13 protein-coding genes are annotated in these 15342 nt (G+C 68.4%); 7 read left to right on the forward strand and 6 right to left on the reverse strand.

The genetic code is table 11. The annotated features are described in order from the left end of the window. The first annotated feature begins 2142 nt into the window (after positions 1 to 2142). Positions 2143 to 3060, forward strand: a complete 918-nt coding sequence (locus tag U870_RS0120640) for a ParA family protein (protein WP_025159255.1) — start codon at positions 2143 to 2145, stop codon at positions 3058 to 3060. Then, positions 3060 to 3995 (forward strand): ParB/RepB/Spo0J family partition protein, encoded by a 936-nt coding sequence (locus U870_RS0120645; protein WP_025159256.1) that lies wholly within the window; start codon positions 3060 to 3062, stop codon positions 3993 to 3995. The genes U870_RS0120640 and U870_RS0120645 overlap by 1 nt, the downstream gene beginning before the upstream one ends. 48 nt (positions 3996 to 4043) lie before the next feature. Here the strand turns inward: U870_RS0120645 and U870_RS0120650 are convergent, their stop codons facing one another. The 6 genes from U870_RS0120650 to U870_RS0120675 all read right to left on the reverse strand — a co-directional run bounded on the left by U870_RS0120650 (position 4044) and on the right by U870_RS0120675 (position 11822). Next, entirely contained in the window at positions 4044 to 5009 is a 966-nt protein-coding gene (locus U870_RS0120650; RefSeq protein WP_025159257.1) for a D-alanine--D-alanine ligase family protein, read from the reverse strand. 24 nt (positions 5010 to 5033) lie between these two features. Next, positions 5034 to 6356: a PLP-dependent aminotransferase family protein gene (locus U870_RS0120655; protein WP_025159258.1), complete on the reverse strand. Its 1323-nt coding sequence runs from the start codon at positions 6354 to 6356 to the stop codon at positions 5034 to 5036. Between the two features lie 138 nt (positions 6357 to 6494). Then, positions 6495 to 6821 (reverse strand): thioredoxin, encoded by a 327-nt coding sequence (gene trxA, locus U870_RS0120660; RefSeq protein WP_021763557.1) that lies wholly within the window; start codon positions 6819 to 6821, stop codon positions 6495 to 6497. A gap of 13 nt (positions 6822 to 6834) precedes the next feature. Continuing rightward, a complete protein-coding gene (trxB, locus tag U870_RS0120665) occupies positions 6835 to 7821 on the reverse strand; it encodes a thioredoxin-disulfide reductase (RefSeq protein ID WP_025159259.1) in 987 nt (328 codons plus the stop codon). 85 nt (positions 7822 to 7906) lie between these two features. After that, complete coding sequence (gene murJ / locus U870_RS0120670) at positions 7907 to 9517, reverse strand: murein biosynthesis integral membrane protein MurJ (RefSeq protein ID WP_025159260.1); 1611 nt, start codon at positions 9515 to 9517, stop codon at positions 7907 to 7909. Next, a complete protein-coding gene (locus U870_RS0120675) occupies positions 9510 to 11822 on the reverse strand; it encodes a DUF6049 family protein (RefSeq protein ID WP_025159261.1) in 2313 nt (770 codons plus the stop codon). The genes murJ and U870_RS0120675 overlap by 8 nt, the downstream gene beginning before the upstream one ends. 94 nt (positions 11823 to 11916) lie before the next feature. Here U870_RS0120675 and U870_RS0120680 point away from each other — a divergent pair, with 94 nt between their 5' ends. The 5 genes from U870_RS0120680 (at position 11917) to rplI (ending at position 15303) form a co-directional block, all read left to right on the forward strand. Then, positions 11917 to 13341, forward strand: coding sequence for a CCA tRNA nucleotidyltransferase (locus U870_RS0120680; RefSeq protein ID WP_025159262.1), 1425 nt, complete (start codon positions 11917 to 11919; stop codon positions 13339 to 13341). A 282-nt stretch (positions 13342 to 13623) separates the two neighbouring features. Further along, positions 13624 to 14001: a 30S ribosomal protein S6 gene (gene rpsF / locus U870_RS0120685; protein WP_025159263.1), complete on the forward strand. Its 378-nt coding sequence runs from the start codon at positions 13624 to 13626 to the stop codon at positions 13999 to 14001. A 4-nt stretch (positions 14002 to 14005) separates the two neighbouring features. After that, a complete protein-coding gene (locus U870_RS0120690) occupies positions 14006 to 14512 on the forward strand; it encodes a single-stranded DNA-binding protein (RefSeq protein WP_025159264.1) in 507 nt (168 codons plus the stop codon). Between the two features lie 63 nt (positions 14513 to 14575). Beyond that, positions 14576 to 14839, forward strand: a complete 264-nt coding sequence (rpsR, locus tag U870_RS0120695; RefSeq protein ID WP_018189012.1) for a 30S ribosomal protein S18 — start codon at positions 14576 to 14578, stop codon at positions 14837 to 14839. Between the two features lie 11 nt (positions 14840 to 14850). Then, on the forward strand, positions 14851 to 15303 hold the full coding sequence (gene rplI / locus U870_RS0120700; RefSeq protein ID WP_025159265.1) for a 50S ribosomal protein L9: 453 nt from the start codon (positions 14851 to 14853) through the stop codon (positions 15301 to 15303). The last annotated feature ends 39 nt before the right edge of the window (positions 15304 to 15342 follow it).

Raw genomic sequence — 15342 nt, forward strand, 5'->3', positions numbered from 1 at the left:
CGCCCGCTTGTGTGTACTCGTGGCCTTGGCCGGTGGTCACAGTCAGGCCGACGGCGGACGGGCATGCCATCGATGCCGCGTCGATGGGGCTTGATCAGTCCCACTCTCGGTAGAGCCGGAGTAGAGAGGGGAGGCTGGGCTGGTCCGCCGCCGCGCGGCTGGGTGAGTGGGTAGGCCCGTTCTCTCTTCGAAGAGAGCGTTTCACGTGAAGCCAGCGGTCAGCTCGTGACGGCCGCGAGTCGGATGCGTTCATTGTAGACGTCAGTTCCCTGCCGGATGGAGTTGCAGCATAGCGGGGGTGGGGTCGTTCCAGCAGTCCACGCGTTTCACGTGAAACACCTGCAATCGTGGGAGGCGGTTGTAGCGTGGGCGCGATCCGCTCGGGCATGCTGTGCCGAGGGACCGGACCCCCTTCGTGCTGCCGCCCTCTTCATCTGTCCCGAGTCAGGGTGTGCCTCACGGAGACGTCGCCCGCCGGTACCGCGTGCCCTACTGAGCCGCCGCCGCGATGCCGGACGCCGCCGTGAGTGCCTCACGCACATGTTTCACGTGAAACCGCGCCCTACGGTCCCGTCAGTTTCACTGCTCCCCCGGCCGGCGTGTGATGAGTCGAGCGGAGACGATCGTGAAGATCGGGGCCCTGGGCGCGATCGTCGCGCGAAAGGGGACGGCGCGAACGGTCACGTGTGCACGTCGTTGCGCTCACCGGAGTGCTGGCATCCCGTGAGTGAGTGAGGGCTTCGTGCGTGCGCCGCGCGGTCTTGCCCATCCACGCGTCGTGTTCCCTGGGTCGTACGGCCGCCGGTGGTGCGCCACCGTCACGCGCGCCGCCTCCGCGCCACGGTGCGGTGGCCTACGCCGGTCAAGGGTCCTGCCGCCGGGGCGGTCGCTTGGATCGATAGCCCGGGCGGCCGAGCTGGCCCGTCGGTGCCCGATGGGTGGCGGCCGAGACGCTGGGCCGTCGTTGCTTGTCCCGCACGTTCGACGCCACGCGGAGGCTGAGTACGGACCGCGCACCCTCGAATCACGAGCGACCGCACCGGCCCACGCGGCGCCATCCACCCTTTCACGTGAAACGTACGACTCCGCCCTCAGTTTCACGTGAAACATCCCGCGCCGGGTGGCAGCGTTGAATCCACTCCGCACTCCCTCATCGGCAACCGAGGGAAGAGTCGAGGGTGATCGAGCAGCGCCCGAACGCTCAGGTCGGGACACGTTGATGCGGGTAGCGGCAGGCCCACTCTCCGTCCTGGAGCCCGGTGTCGCGCGCGCATTCGCGACAGCTTCAGATCGCGGAGGGGCTGTTGCCCGCGCGCTCCACCTGCCCGCCGTCTCGCCCAGAGCCGCTGCCAGCCGCTGGCTTCTGGCGTGTCGACCGTGCGTCGTCCCACAGCTCCCGCTGATCCCAGCGGGAACGGCATTGTGCTGGTGCTGGAGCCGGGGTCCGCACCGGAGTTCGAGCCGGAGTTCGAGCCGGAGCCGAAACCGGTGCGGCACCGAAACTGACGGCGATGCCGTGTGGAATGCCCTTGCTGATGCCGGAGCCGGATCCGGAGCTGGAGCCGGCGATGCCGATCTCGAGCGCGGCGGCAAGGACATCTTCTCTCACCCCGCACCGCGCCCCGGCCGTGCCCCGTCGCCCCGGCTGTGCCCCTCTCCCCCGGCTACGCACTCCGCTCCCGGCATTGACCTTCCCCCTGACTCCGCACTCCTCTCCAGGAGTCGTCTCCTTCCCGCTATTCGTCTCGTTCTCGCTAGTCGTCTCCTTCCCGCTATTCGTCGTCTCCTTCCCGCCAGCCGCCTCCTCCCCGCACTTCCCCGTCGACCCCTCCTCCCAACCACCTACTCACCCCCGGGGCGGCGACATGCGACGGCATCAGCGCACATCCGCGACCGCGGCACTGCGCGCGTCGAGCGGCACAGGGGTCCGGTCGGATGAGGAGCGAGCCCGGGCCTGGGATGCGGTGGCCGCCGGCGAGCGGTCCCCTTCGGCCGGTCGAGCCGTACCCGGATGCCAGCACCGACGGCTACACCAGGGGGAGCGAGTCGGATGGGCAAGCTAGAGTTGAACAGTGGCGCGCCCTCGGCGCGCAGTCCCGAGAAAACCGGTGCGGCGCACCCGATCGAGCGACGAGGTTTCACGTGAAACAACCGGACCAGGATCCGTCCATCGAGGCGGAGCAGCCCGCCTTCGATGAATCGACCCCCCTGGCTCGGGAGATCGAGGAACTCGCGCGCAGGAGGCAAGCGATCGCATCGACAACTCTTCCCCTCCCCTCCCGGACTCGCGTATTCACGATCTCCAACCAGAAGGGCGGGGTCGGCAAGACGACCACCGTGGTGAACCTGTCGGCGGCGCTGGCGAAGTCCGGTGCGCGGGTTCTGGTGATCGACCTGGATCCGCAGGGGAACGCCTCCACCGCGTTGAGTGTCGAGCATCGCGAGGGCACCCCGAGCGTTTACGACGTGATCGTCGACGACAAGGAGCTCGAAGAGGTCATCCAGAAGAGCCCGGAGTTCGACGGGCTGTTCGTCATTCCAGCGACCATCGATCTCGCCGGCGCGGAGATCGAGCTCGTGTCGATGGTGGCCCGTGAGCAGCGTCTCGAGCGCGCTCTGAAGCGCTTCCTCGACGAGTACGACATCGACTACGTTCTGATCGACTGCCCGCCGTCGCTGGGGCTCCTTACGATCAACGCCTTCGTGGCGGCGACGGAGGTGCTGATCCCGATCCAGTGCGAGTATTACGCGCTGGAGGGCCTGAGCCAGCTGCTCAAGAACATCCAGCTGATCGAACGGCACCTGAACCCCAAGCTCCGCGTCTCGACGATCCTGCTGACGATGTACGACTCGCGGACCAATCTCGCGCACCAGGTCGCGGCCGATGTCCGCGAGCACTTCCCCGACGAGGTCCTCGACACGATCATCCCCCGCTCGGTCCGCATCTCGGAGGCACCGAGCTACGGTCAGAGCGTGATCAGCTACGACGCCAACTCGTCCGGCTCGCTGTCGTACCTCGAAGCGGCCGCAGAAATCGCACGAAGAGGAGCACCCCGCTAATGGCAGCGAAGCGAACCGGCCTGGGCCGCGGAATCGGCGCCCTGATCCCGACGTCGGACCAGTCGGCGCGCCCCGTGGACGTGTTCTTCCCGGACTCCACCGCCCAGGTCTCCGATGAGCTCGTCGCCGTCCCCGGCGCCCGACTGGCCTACCTCTCCCCCGCCGACATCGTGCCGAACCCGGTGCAGCCGCGCACCGAGTTCGACCAGGATGCTCTCGATGAGCTCATCGCGAGCATCCGTGAGGTCGGAGTCCTGCAGCCCGTCGTCGTCCGCCCCCTCGCCGGACAGGCCGACAAGTACGAACTCATCATGGGCGAGCGCCGGCTGCGCGCGACCAAGGAGCTCGGGCTCGCGAACATCCCTGCCGTCATCAAGGACACGGCGGACGACGCGATGCTCCGCGACGCCCTTCTCGAGAACCTGCACCGGTCGCAGCTGAACCCGCTCGAAGAGGCCTCCGCCTACCAGCAGCTCCTCGCTGACTTCGGCATCACGCAGGACGAGCTCGCCACCCGCATCGGACGCTCGCGTCCGCAGATCACGAACACGATCCGGCTGCTGAAGCTCCCCGCTCCGGTACAGAGTCGCGTCGCGGCCGGCGTCCTCAGTGCCGGGCACGCCCGCGCCATTCTCTCCCTGGGCGAGGGTGAGGAGGCGATGGTCAAGCTCGCCGACAAGATCGTCAACGAGGACCTCTCCGTACGCGCGGCGGAGGCGGTTGCCAGCAAGAGCCCCAAGCCGGCCCGCTCGAAGGCGACTCCCGGAAAGCACCGCGGACACCTCGATGAGATCGCCGAGAAGCTCGGCGACCGCCTGAACACCCGCGTGAAGATCACCCTCGGCGCACGAAAAGGCCAGATCGTGGTGGATTTCGCGACGATCCAGGACCTGAACCGCATCCTCGACGAGATCGGCCAGCCCAGCTACAACTGAGGCAGCTGGGCCGGCGGATCCGACGGCCGACGACGGGGTCGGACGGAGTCAGCCCTCGGCGATGGCCGCGATGGCCAGAGCGGCGTAGACCTCGCCGAGATCCCGACCCGACGCGGCGATCGCCTGCGGCATGATCGAGGTCTCCGTCAGGCCGGGGAGCACGTTCGCCTCGAGGAACCACGGCACTCCTGCTTCGTCCACGATGAGGTCGATCCGCGACAGGTGCCGCAGGCCCAGCGCACCGTGGGCGGTGGACGCGGCCTCGGCGACGGCCTCGGCGACGTCCGGAGCCAGTCGGGCGGGAACGTAGAACCGGGTCTCCCCCGCGTTGTACCGGGCGTCGAAGGTGTACGCACCGTCGACGGGTTCGATCTCGACGGCGGGAAGCGCCTCGACGCCGTCGCCGGTGTCGATGACGGCGACGGACACCTCCACACCCTCGACCTTGCGCTCGATCAGCGCGACCTCGGCGTACGTGTAGGCGTCGACCATGGCACGCGGGAGTTCCTCCGCGGCCGTCACGATCGTCACGCCCTGAGCGGATCCGCCCTGAGCGGGCTTCACCACGACGGGCATGCCGAGTCCGTCGATGATCGTCGACAGGACGCTGTTCGCCCCGAGCTCGCGGAAGGTCTCCTTCGGCAGCGTGACCGAATCCGGGGTCGCGACTCCCGCGCGGGCGACGATCGCCTTCGCGGTCGGCTTTGACCAGGCCAGCCGGGATGAGTCGGTCCGCGAGCCCACGAAGGGGATGCCGGTCAGCTCGAGCAGTGCGCGCAGGGCGCCGTCCTCACCGCTCGCGCCGTGCAGGGCGGGCCAGACGACGTCCGGGCGCGAGTCGGTCAGGAACCCGAGCAGGGAGCCGTCCGGCTCACGGACGCTCACCCGATGGCCGAGCGAGTTGAGGCCGTCCGCCACCCGGCGGCCGCTGCGCAGCGAGATGTCCCGTTCGTGCGAGATCCCGCCGGCGAGCACGATGATGTCGAGGGCGTCGGGGGCTTCTTTTTCTGCCATGATCAGCTCTTTCTCGTTGCGCGCTCAGCGCAGGTCGGTCGGCGGGTTGGCGCTGGTCCGGGTGGGACGAGCGGCGGTGAGCGGGCCCGTCCCCGCGAAGGTGTCGAGCAGATCCTGCTCGCCGTTGATCACGGTGGCGAGCCGGCGGACGCCGACCCGGATGTTCTCCGGGGTCGGGTAGCAGAACGAGAGCCGGATGTTCTGGGCGCCCGAACCGTCGCCGTAGAACGCGGTCCCCGGGGTGTAGGCCACGAGCTCGGTCACGGCGCGCGGCAGCATGGCCTTGGAATCCAGGTGCGACGGAAGCGTGAGCCAGACGTAGAAGCCGCCGTTGGGGTTCGTCCAGCTCAACTCGGGCAGATACTCCTCGAGGGCCGAGATCATCGCCTCCTTGCGCTCGCGATAGACGCCGCGGAAGGTGTCGATCTGGCCTTTCCAGTCCGCATCGCGCAGGTACTCGGAGATGACCAGCTGACTGAACGAGCTCGGGCTCAGGACCGCCGCCTCGTTGGCGAGGATGAGCTTCTCGCGGATGGCGTGCGGTGCGAGCGCCCAGCCGACCCGGAAGCCCGGAGCGAGGGTCTTGGAGAAGGTGCCGAGGTAGACGACGCCCTCCTGCTCGACGGAGCGCATCGCCGCGGGCGGACGTTCGCCGAAGTAGAGCAGGCCGTACGGGTTGTCCTCCAGCACGAGGATGTCGTTGGCGCGCGCGATCTCGAGGATCTCGAGCCGCCGCTCCCACGACAGCGTGACGCCGGCGGGATTGTGGAACGTCGGAACGGTGTAGAGGAACTTCACCCGGCGCCCGGCGGTCTTGAGCCGGGCGATGTGCTCCCGCAGCGCTTCGGGGATGAGGCCGTGCTCGTCCATCGGGACGTGGTCGACCTCGGCCTGGTACGAGCGGAAGATCACCATCGCGGTGACGTAGCTCGGGCCCTCGGCGAGAACGACGTCGCCCGGGTCGATGAAGAGCTTGCTGAACAGCTCGAGCGCGTGCTGCGAACCCGTCGTGACGACGACGTCGTCCGCGCTTCCGCTGATGCCTTCCAGCGCCATGACGTCGAGGATCTGCTCACGCAAGGCCGGGACACCCTGACCGGAGCCGTACTGCAGCGCGATCGGTCCGCGCTCGCGCATGACCCGGTCCATCGCTCCGACCACCAGATCCTCGGGCAGAGCGGCGACGTAGGGCATGCCGCCGGCCAGGGAGACCACCTCGGGGCGGCTGGCGACGGCGAACAGGGCTCGGACCTCGCTGGCGGCCAGGCCGCTGGTGCGCTGCGCATAGTGGCTGTACCACGGGTCCAGATTGTTGCCCCGCTGCTGCGGGTTGCCCTGTTCGGTCACGAGTCATTCCATTTCTAGTGGCGTGTAGTCATGCTATTTGGGTGGTGCGTCCCGGGAAAAATCCCCGGCACCCGGCGGATACGAAAAAGACCCGCCCGGCGGGTGAGCGCCGGACGGGTCTGCGAAGAGGCTGGTCGGCTACGCGAGGTAGGCGGCCAGGTCGGCTTCGAGGGCGGGCTTCGGCTTGGCGCCGATGACGGTCTTGACGACCTCTCCGCCCTGGTACACCTTCATCGCGGGGATGGAGGTGATCTGGTACTTCGCCGCGGTCTGCGGGTTCTCGTCGACATTGAGCTTGACGATCTCGATCTTGTCGGAGTGCTCCGCCGCGATCTGGTCGAGGATCGGGCCGACGGCGCGACACGGGCCGCACCACTCTGCCCAGAAGTCCACGAGGATGGTCTTCTCGTTGTTGAGGACGTCCTGCTCGAACGTCGCGTCCGTGACCGAACGTGCTGCTGACATTGTCTGATTCTCCTTAGGCGGTGGTCGAGAGTTCACGATCGCTGGAGGCGGGCTCGACCGCCTTCTCCAGCAGGTTCTGAGGGAGCGAAGCGAGGAAGTGCTCCGCGTCCAGGGCGGCGACGGTGCCCGACGCCGCGGCCGTGACGGCCTGACGGTAGGTCGGGTCGATCACGTCGCCGGCGGCGAAGACGCCGCTCAGGTTGGTCTTCGAGGAACGCCCGTCGACGGCGATGGTGCCCTCCGCGGTCAGATCCAACTGGCCGTGGACGAGGTGCACGCGCGGGTCGTTGCCGATCGCGATGAACAGGCCCTGCAGCTCCAGCTCGCTCTCGACGCCGGTCTCCAGGTTGCGCAGCGTCACGTGCTGCACCTGCTCGGTGCCGCCGATGCCGATGACCTCCGAGTTCCAGACGAACTCGATCTTCTCGTTGGCGAAGGCGCGATCCTGCATGATCTTGGAGGCGCGGAGGCTGTCGCGACGGTGGATGACGTAGACCTTGTCCGCGAAGCGGGTGAGGAAGTTGGCCTCCTCCATCGCGGAGTCGCCGCCGCCGACGACGGCGATCGTGCGCTCGCGGAAGAAGAACCCGTCGCAGGTGGCGCACCACGAGACACCGTGCCCGGACAGACGCTCCTCGTCCTCCAGGCCCAGCTTGCGGTAGGCGGAGCCGGTGGCGAAGATCACGGAGAGGGCCTCGTGGACGGCGCCGGAGCCGAGGGTGACGGTCTTGACCTCACCGGTCAGGTCGACGGAGACGACGTCGTCGAGCACGACCTCTGTGCCGAACTTCTCGGCCTGGGCCTGCATCTTGAACATGAGGTCGGGACCCATGATCCCGTCGGGGAAGCCGGGGAAATTCTCGACCTCGGTGGTGTTCATCAGCTCGCCACCGGCCTCGACGGAGGAGGCGATCAGCAGCGGCTTCAGATTGGCGCGGGCCGCATAGATGGCCGCGGTGTACCCGGCAGGGCCGGAACCGATGATGATGATCTGCCGCACGGCGGAACTCCTTGACTGTCTGCGGAACCTCCGGGACCGGAGGCACCGACCAATAGAACACATCCTAGGCGGATGCTATTCCGACTCACCCGCCCTGTGGAGTTCGGCGCCGAAGGCGGTCGAGGATTGGACCGACTCCCGCCTCCAGGTCGCTGGAGCCGAGGATTGCGAGGAATCCGACGTACACGATCAGCATCACCACGCCGACGACGGCAGACGAGACGATCGCCCCGAGGATCCCGCTCACCGGGAAGGCTCCCGGCTCCACACCTCCCAGCAGCACCAGGAATCCGGTCCCGGCGATCACCGCCGCCAGCGCGGCCAGCAGGAAGCGCCAGAGCCCGCTCGCGATCCGCCGGCCGTCCACTCCCCCGACACGGCGCCGGAGCAGCGCGAACGCGAGCACGGCCTGGACGACGCTCGCGAGGGAGACGACGAGGGCGACGGCGGCGGCGCGCCACTCCGGCCCGACGGCGAAGCAGGCCAGCACTCCGGCGATGATGACGCCGACCTGGGCGAGCGTGAAGAAGAACGGGGTGCGGGTGTCGCCCAGTGAGTAGAAGGCTCGCTGGGCCATGAACACCAGGGAGAAGGGGACCAGCCCGACCAGATAGGCGATCAGCACCAGTCCCATCGTCTGGTAGTTGGAGGTGAACACGCGGGCGACCGGGTAGGCGACGACGATCAGGGCGGCCGACGAGAAGACGATCAGGAACATGATCGAGCGGGCAGCGCTGGAGAAGTCCTCGCGGAAGTCGGTGATCGCCCCGCGATGGGCGTGTTCGGCCATCCGCGTGTAGTACGCCGTGACGATCGACACCGCGATGATGCCGTGCGGCAGCATGAAGATCAGCCAGGCGTTGTTCATGACGAACGAGCCGGCGTAGCCGACGCCGGCCGAGTTGGACACGTTCAGCTCGACCAGACCGGCGAGCTGCGTGGCGATCAGCATCCCGAACGTCCAGCCGGCTGCCCGCCCCGCCGTGCCCAGGTTGACGCCGCGCCAGCCGAAGTCCAGACGGAAGCGCAGGCCGATCCGCCGCCAGAACACGAACAGGATCAGCGCCTGGACGGCGATTCCGAGCGTCGCCCCACCCGCGAGGAGGGCGATCATGCCGACCGACCAGGTGTCGTGAGGGTTGTCCGCCTTCGAGTACGCCCCGAACAGCAGGACGAACGCGCTGAGTGTCGCGATCGCCACCACGTTGTTGACGACCGGTGCCCAGGTGAACGGACCGAACGACTTTCGGGCGTTCAGCACCTCGCCGAGCAGGGTGTAGAGGCCGAGGAAGAAGATCTGCGGAAGCGACCAGTAGGCGAAGGTCGTCGCGAGCTGTGCCTGCTCGTCGCGCAGGCCGTAGAGGCTCATCAGGAGCGGTGCGGCGATGGTCGCGATCACCGTGATGCCCGCGAACACCACGATGCCGAGGGTGACCAGTTTGTTGATGTAGGCACGGCCGCCGTCGGCGTTGACGGACGCGCGCACGATCTGGGGGACGAGGACGGCGTTCAGGATGCCTTGGGCGATGATCGCGTAGAGGCTGTTCGGCACGGAGGTCGCCGTGCCGAACGCGTTCGCCGCCAGACTGACGGTCCCGATCGCCTTCACCAGGAGCCACGCCTTCGCGAAGCCGAGGATGCGCGAGACGAACGTCCCCGAGGCGAGCATGGCGCTGGCGCGCCCGATGCTAGCCACGCGTGTCGTCCCCCGGGGTCGGCGGCTCGGCTGCATCCCGCGGTTCCGCGTCGCCGGTGTCGTCGTCGTTCACCGGCACCGGGGCTCCGTCGACCACTGCGGCATCCGTGTCCGCCTCCTGACGGCGCTCCTTGCGTCGACGCAGGATGTTCCGGACGATCCCGAAGCCGAAGAGCAGGACGAGAAGGATGCCCAGGATCAGCGCGCCGAGGCCTTCCCAATCGGCGTGCACGTCCACCGTCACCGAGGTCGGGTCGCCGATCGGGACGCCGGTGGGGCTGTACAGGTGCAGGGAGATCACGACCTGTCCGTTGCCGACCTTGGCCTTGACCGGCACGAGGAGGGTCGCCCGGGAGTCCTGGGGGATGCGCTTCGTCGCCGTGTCGTCGATCTCGAGCCGGCTGTTCGACGGTGCGGCCGTGAGGACGACCGTGGCCGCCTCCCCGGTCAGCTCGTTGCTGACTGTGAACGGGATCGATCCCTGCGCACTCACGAGGTTGATGTTCTCGGTCGGGAGGATGCGGATCGAGTGCAGGGTCTTGACCGTGGCCTTCTGCGAGGCGGCCACCGCGGTCGTCCAGTCGGTCCGCGGGTTCTGCCAGGAGACGGCCAGGAGCGTCAGCAGCTGTGCACGGACCTGACCGGTGAGCGTCTCCGGGGCGTCGAGCACCGACGAGAACGCGCCGAGCGAGGTCTCGTCGGACATCAGCGCGCGGATGGAGTCGATGCGGGTCTGCGACTCCGGGGCGTCCGTCAGGGCGAGACCGCTGGTAGCGGGTGCCGACCGCACCGAGACCAGCGTGGAGGGGGATGCCCACGGCGACGAGAAGAGGGAATCGAGGGTGCGCTTCAGCTGCGTCCCGCTCGATGGCCAGGACCGGTCGAGGCCGATGAGCAGATGGCGCGCATCGCCGCCTTCGGCGCTGATCAGCTGCAGCTGGGCGTTGAGCTTGGCCATGGCCGTGTTCCACGCCACGTCGCTGGGGGCGGAGATGGCCGACCGGAGGGCGTCGGAGAGCCTCTGGTCGGACGCGACGACCTGGCTGCCGGCGGTCGTCACGGCGGCATTGGGCGTGCTGTCGAGATCGCCGGCGTTCGTGTTGTCGCCGGAGACGAGCACGGTCGAGAGCCCCGACGCCGCAAGCGGGGCGATGTCGGCCGCCCTGGTCGTCTGATCTCCGGGCCAGGCGATCCCGGCGAGGGTGAAGTCCCAGGCCGTGAGGTCCTCCAGCGTCGGCAACGCGGGCCCGGAGGTCGGCGTGGGTGTCGGCGTGGGTGTCGACCCGGTCGTCTTGGTCGTGGCGGTGGGTGCGGGTTGGCCGACGGAGGTCGGTGTCGGGGAGAAGTTCTTGGCGTCGAGGGCGTAGCCGAGGGAGGTGGGTTGGAGTGGACCGGTGGCGCCGGCCTGGATCTGTCCGGTCGGGTCGGCGTCGCCGTAACCGAGTGAGAAGGTTTCGTTCGGCAGGGCCTCGAGGCGCACCAGCCAATCGATGGCCGTGGCCGGCGCCGCGTTCCCGAGAGCGCGGATCGAGGCGATGATCATCGGGTCGATGCCCACCGTCACGGCGCTGTGCCCGTCGAGCCCGTCGAGGTCGCGCGTGAGGACGCCGTTCGCGGCCGTGTACGTCGTCAGGTCGGCCTCGGAGATGAGGCCGTCCGCGGTGGAGGGGCTGACGATGGGCATCACGACGCCCACGTCCGAGCGTGTCCCGGTGTCGGCGGCGCTCCAGACGACCGAGCCGCGCGCCTCCGCGTTGGCGCTCCCGGCCGCGACGGTGGCGCCCACGCCGAACACCGCGGAATCGGGCCGAGTGCCGAAGGGGACGGCCGCGGCGGGGATCGTGACCGTGACGACCGTGCTCGACCCGCTCTCCAGCGGCGGGAGGGTGGCCTGCCCGAGAGCGGTGGATCCTGTGACAGGGTCGGCCGAGCCGAGCCAGTCGGTCAATGCGCCGCGTGACGTCTGCGCCCGAGGGTCCAGCCACACCGCGACCGTTCCGGTCGAGACCGGTGCGTCCGTGGTGTTCGAGACGGTGACCGACACCACCAGATCCTGTCCGGCCACGAGCACGCCGGCATTGTCGGTGGTGACGCTGGCCGTCAGGCCGGACCCGGAGTCCGTGGCCGTCGCCATCGGTGCGCTGTTGCTGCGCGCGGCTGTCGGGGCCGGTGCGGCCGACGCCGCTGCCGGGGCGCCGGAGAAGAACAGGAGAGCGGCGGCGAGCGCGCCGAGGACGGCGCCGAACCGGCCGCCGGCACGCGGGCGACGGGCACCCCGGAGGAGGGTGGGGTCGGCTGCGCTCATGCGACGACGCGCGATCCCTGCTCGGCCTCCATGTCGATGATTCTAGATGCCACCCCCTGAGAGCCCGGCCAGCGCGCCCGTAAACTGGGTCACCATGCAGAGCGTCGCCGAATCCCTCGAACGTCTCGGCGAGCTCGCCGCCTCGCCGACGGTCGCCCGTGTCGCCGGCCTCTTCGCGGCGGCGGGCCTCGAGTTGTCGCTCGTCGGCGGTCCGGTGCGCGACGCCCTGCTGGGGCGGGCCGTGCACGATCTCGACTTCACGACGAACGCCCGTCCCGACGAGATCCTCCGCGTCATCGCGTCGCACGCGGACGCGGTGTGGGACATCGGGCGACAGTTCGGCACGATCGGCGCGCGCTTCGGCGACGACACCGTCGAGATCACGACCTATCGCAGCGACAGCTACGACGGCGAGACCCGCAAGCCCGCGGTGGTTTTCGGCGACGCGCTCGAAGGGGACCTGCTGCGCCGCGACTTCACCGTCAACGCGTTGGCGCTGCGCGTCCCGGAGGTGCGCCTGGTCGATCCGTCCGGGGGTGTGGAGCACTTGATGGAGCGCGTGATCACCACGCCGTCGAGCCCGGAGATCTCGTTCGGTGACGACCCGCTCCGTATGCTCCGGGCGGCCCGCTTCGCCTCGCAGCTCGGCTTCACCGTGGACGAGGCCACGATCGAGGCGATGACGCGCATGGCGGACCGCATCCGCATCATCAGCGCCGAGCGCGTGCGCGACGAACTCACGAAGCTCCTGGCCGCGGACGACCCGCGACCCGGCATCGAGCTGCTGGTCCGTACCGGGCTGGCCGACGAGGTGCTACCGGAGGTCCCGGCCCTGCGCCTGGAAGTCGACGAGCACCACCATCACAAGGACGTCTATGAGCACAGCCTGACGGTGCTCGAGCAGGCGATCGGCTACGAGAAGGAGCGTCACCCGGGTGCGGACCCCGACGTGGTCCTGCGGCTGGCGGCGATCCTCCACGACATCGGCAAGCCTGCGACCCGGCGGTTCGAGCCGGGTGGCGCCGTCAGCTTCTACCACCACGATGTGGTCGGAGCGAAGCTGGCGAAGAAGCGGCTGACCGCGCTGCGTTTCGACAAGGCGACGATCGAGGCCGTGGCGCGGTTGATCGAATTGCATCTGCGCTTCTTCGGCTACGCGGACGCGGCGTGGACGGATTCGGCGGTGCGCCGCTATGTCCGGGACGCCGGCGACCAGCTGGAGCGGCTGCACATGCTCACCCGGGCCGACGTGACGACCCGCAACCGTCGAAAGGCCGACCGGTTGGGATTCGCCTACGACGACTTGGAGCAGCGCATCAGTGAGCTCCAGGAGCAGGAGGAGCTCGATGCGGTCCGCCCGGACCTCGACGGCGAGCAGGTGATGCGCATCCTCGATCTCGCCCCGGGGCGTGAGGTCGGACGGGCGATGAAATACCTCCTCGAACTGCGGCTCGACGAGGGGCCCCTGGGGGCGGAGGAGGCGGAGAGTCGCCTGCTCGCCTGGTGGCGGGACCAGTGAGGCTCGCGCGGGCACGGATCAGTCCACAGAGCGGGTGACCGAGGAGTTCTCCACTGATCATCGACGGCAGCCCCGGCACTGGTCCGCGTTGAGGATGCTGGGCGTATGACGAACCTCCTCGACGCTCCCCCGCCCTCCGTCCACTCCCTCGGCTGGCATGTCACCGCCGCGTCGGGTACCCTAGGGAGGTTGCCTGGGCACACCTCTGCCCGCACAACCGATGTACAACCCTCCTGCTGCAGAACGTCTGCAGCCGCCGAGACCAAGGGAGGTGGGTTAGTCATGCATCAGTACGAGCTGATGGTCATCCTCGATCCAGAGATCGATGAGCGTACCGTTGCTCCCAGCCTTGACAAGTTCCTCAATGTCGTTCGCAACGACGGTGGAACCATCGACAGCGTCGACATCTGGGGTCGCCGTCGCCTGGCTTACGAGATCAACAAGAAGTCCGAGGGCATCTATGCGGTCGTCCAGCTGACCGCGACCGGTGACACCACCAAGGAGCTCGACCGCCAGCTGAAGCTCAGCGAGGCCGTCATGCGCACCAAGGTGCTCCGCGCCGAAGAGGCGATCGCTCAGGTCGCTGCTGCTCAGAAGCGCGCCGACGAGAAGGCAGCCCGCAAGGCCGCCTCCGCCGGCACCGAGAAGGTCGGCGCCTAGTCCGATGGCCGGCGAGACCATCATCACCGTGGTGGGCAACCTCACGGCCGACCCCGAGCTGCGCTACACGCAGAACGGGCTGGCCGTCGCCAACTTCACCATCGCGTCCACTCCGCGCACGTTCGACCGTCAGGCGAACGAGTGGAAGGACGGCGAGGCGCTGTTCCTTCGGGCCAGTGTCTGGCGCGAGTTCGCCGAGCACGTCGCCGGTTCGCTGACCAAGGGGTCCCGTGTCATCGCTCAGGGGCGGCTCAAGCAGCGCTCCTACGAGACGAAGGAAGGCGAGAAGCGCACCTCGATCGAACTCGAGATCGATGAGATCGGTCCGTCGCTGCGCTACGCCACCGCTCAGGTGACCCGTGCTCAGTCGTCCGGTCGTGCGCCGGGTGGATTCGGTGGCGGCGCCCCCGCCGTCGAGGAGCCCTGGGCCGCCTCCGCCCCCGCCGACCCGTCCGCGGGCGCCGACGTCTGGAACACTCCGGGTTCCTACAACGACGAGACCCCTTTCTAAGGGCCCTCTTACATTCATCAGCCCTCCCGGAGTGATCGGGTCGGGCAGAAAGCAAAGGAAATCATGGCTGGAAAGTCGAGCGGCGACCGCCGCAAGCCGATCCGCAAGGGCAAGGACGGCAAGAACGCCGCCCCCGCGAAGTCCGTTCGCGTCGGAGTCATTGACTACAAGGACGTCGCAACCCTGCGCAAGTTCATCTCGGAGCGTGGAAAGATCCGCGCCCGTCGTATCACCGGTGTCTCCGTCCAGGAGCAGCGCCTCATCGCCCGCGCGGTCAAGAACGCGCGCGAGATGGCTCTTCTCCCCTACGCCGGCTCGGGCCGTTAAGGAGATCACCCATGTCGAAAGTTATTCTGACGCACGAGGTCACCGGCCTCGGATCGGCCGGTGACGTCGTCGACGTCAAGAACGGCTACGCGCGCAACTACCTCGTCCCGAAGGGCTTCGCGATCACGTGGAGCCGCGGTGGCGAGAAGCAGGTGGAGCAGATCAAGGCCGCTCGGGCGGCTCGCGAGCTGCACACCGTCGAGCAGGCGCAGGACCTCAAGGCGAAGCTCGAGGCCACCAAGGTCAAGCTGGTCGTGAAGGCCGGTCGCGAGGGTCGTCTGTTCGGCTCGGTCAAGACCGGCGATGTCGCCGACGCCGTCAAGGCGGCGGGCATCGGCGAGCTCGACAAGCGCAAGATCGAGCTCCCCAACGCGATCAAGGTCGTCGGCGACCACGAGGCGACTGTGCGTCTGCACGACGACCTCTCGGCTGTCATCACCCTGCAGGTGGTCGCCGCCAAGTAGGCGACGGAGAGAAGTCAGTGTAGCGGCGGGCGCATGCCC

It is taken from the genome of Leifsonia aquatica H1aii (assembly GCF_000633535.1).
GTDB lineage: Bacteria > Actinomycetota > Actinomycetes > Actinomycetales > Microbacteriaceae > Leifsonia > Leifsonia aquatica_A.

Excerpts from the sequence above, each read along its gene's own strand:
- rpsF (WP_025159263.1), top strand. The coding sequence starts at position 13,624 with ATGCATCAGTACGAGCTGATGGTCATCCTCGATCCAGAGATCGATGAG.
- rplI (WP_025159265.1), top strand. The coding sequence starts at position 14,851 with ATGTCGAAAGTTATTCTGACGCACGAGGTCACCGGCCTCGGATCGGCC.
- U870_RS0120675 (WP_025159261.1), bottom strand. The coding sequence starts at position 11,822 with ATGAGCGCAGCCGACCCCACCCTCCTCCGGGGTGCCCGTCGCCCGCGT.
- U870_RS0120645 (WP_025159256.1), top strand. The coding sequence starts at position 3,060 with ATGGCAGCGAAGCGAACCGGCCTGGGCCGCGGAATCGGCGCCCTGATC.
- U870_RS0120690 (WP_025159264.1), top strand. The coding sequence starts at position 14,006 with ATGGCCGGCGAGACCATCATCACCGTGGTGGGCAACCTCACGGCCGAC.
- rpsR (WP_018189012.1), top strand. The coding sequence starts at position 14,576 with ATGGCTGGAAAGTCGAGCGGCGACCGCCGCAAGCCGATCCGCAAGGGC.
- U870_RS0120650 (WP_025159257.1), bottom strand. The coding sequence starts at position 5,009 with ATGGCAGAAAAAGAAGCCCCCGACGCCCTCGACATCATCGTGCTCGCC.
- trxA (WP_021763557.1), bottom strand. The coding sequence starts at position 6,821 with ATGTCAGCAGCACGTTCGGTCACGGACGCGACGTTCGAGCAGGACGTC.
- U870_RS0120680 (WP_025159262.1), top strand. The coding sequence starts at position 11,917 with ATGCAGAGCGTCGCCGAATCCCTCGAACGTCTCGGCGAGCTCGCCGCC.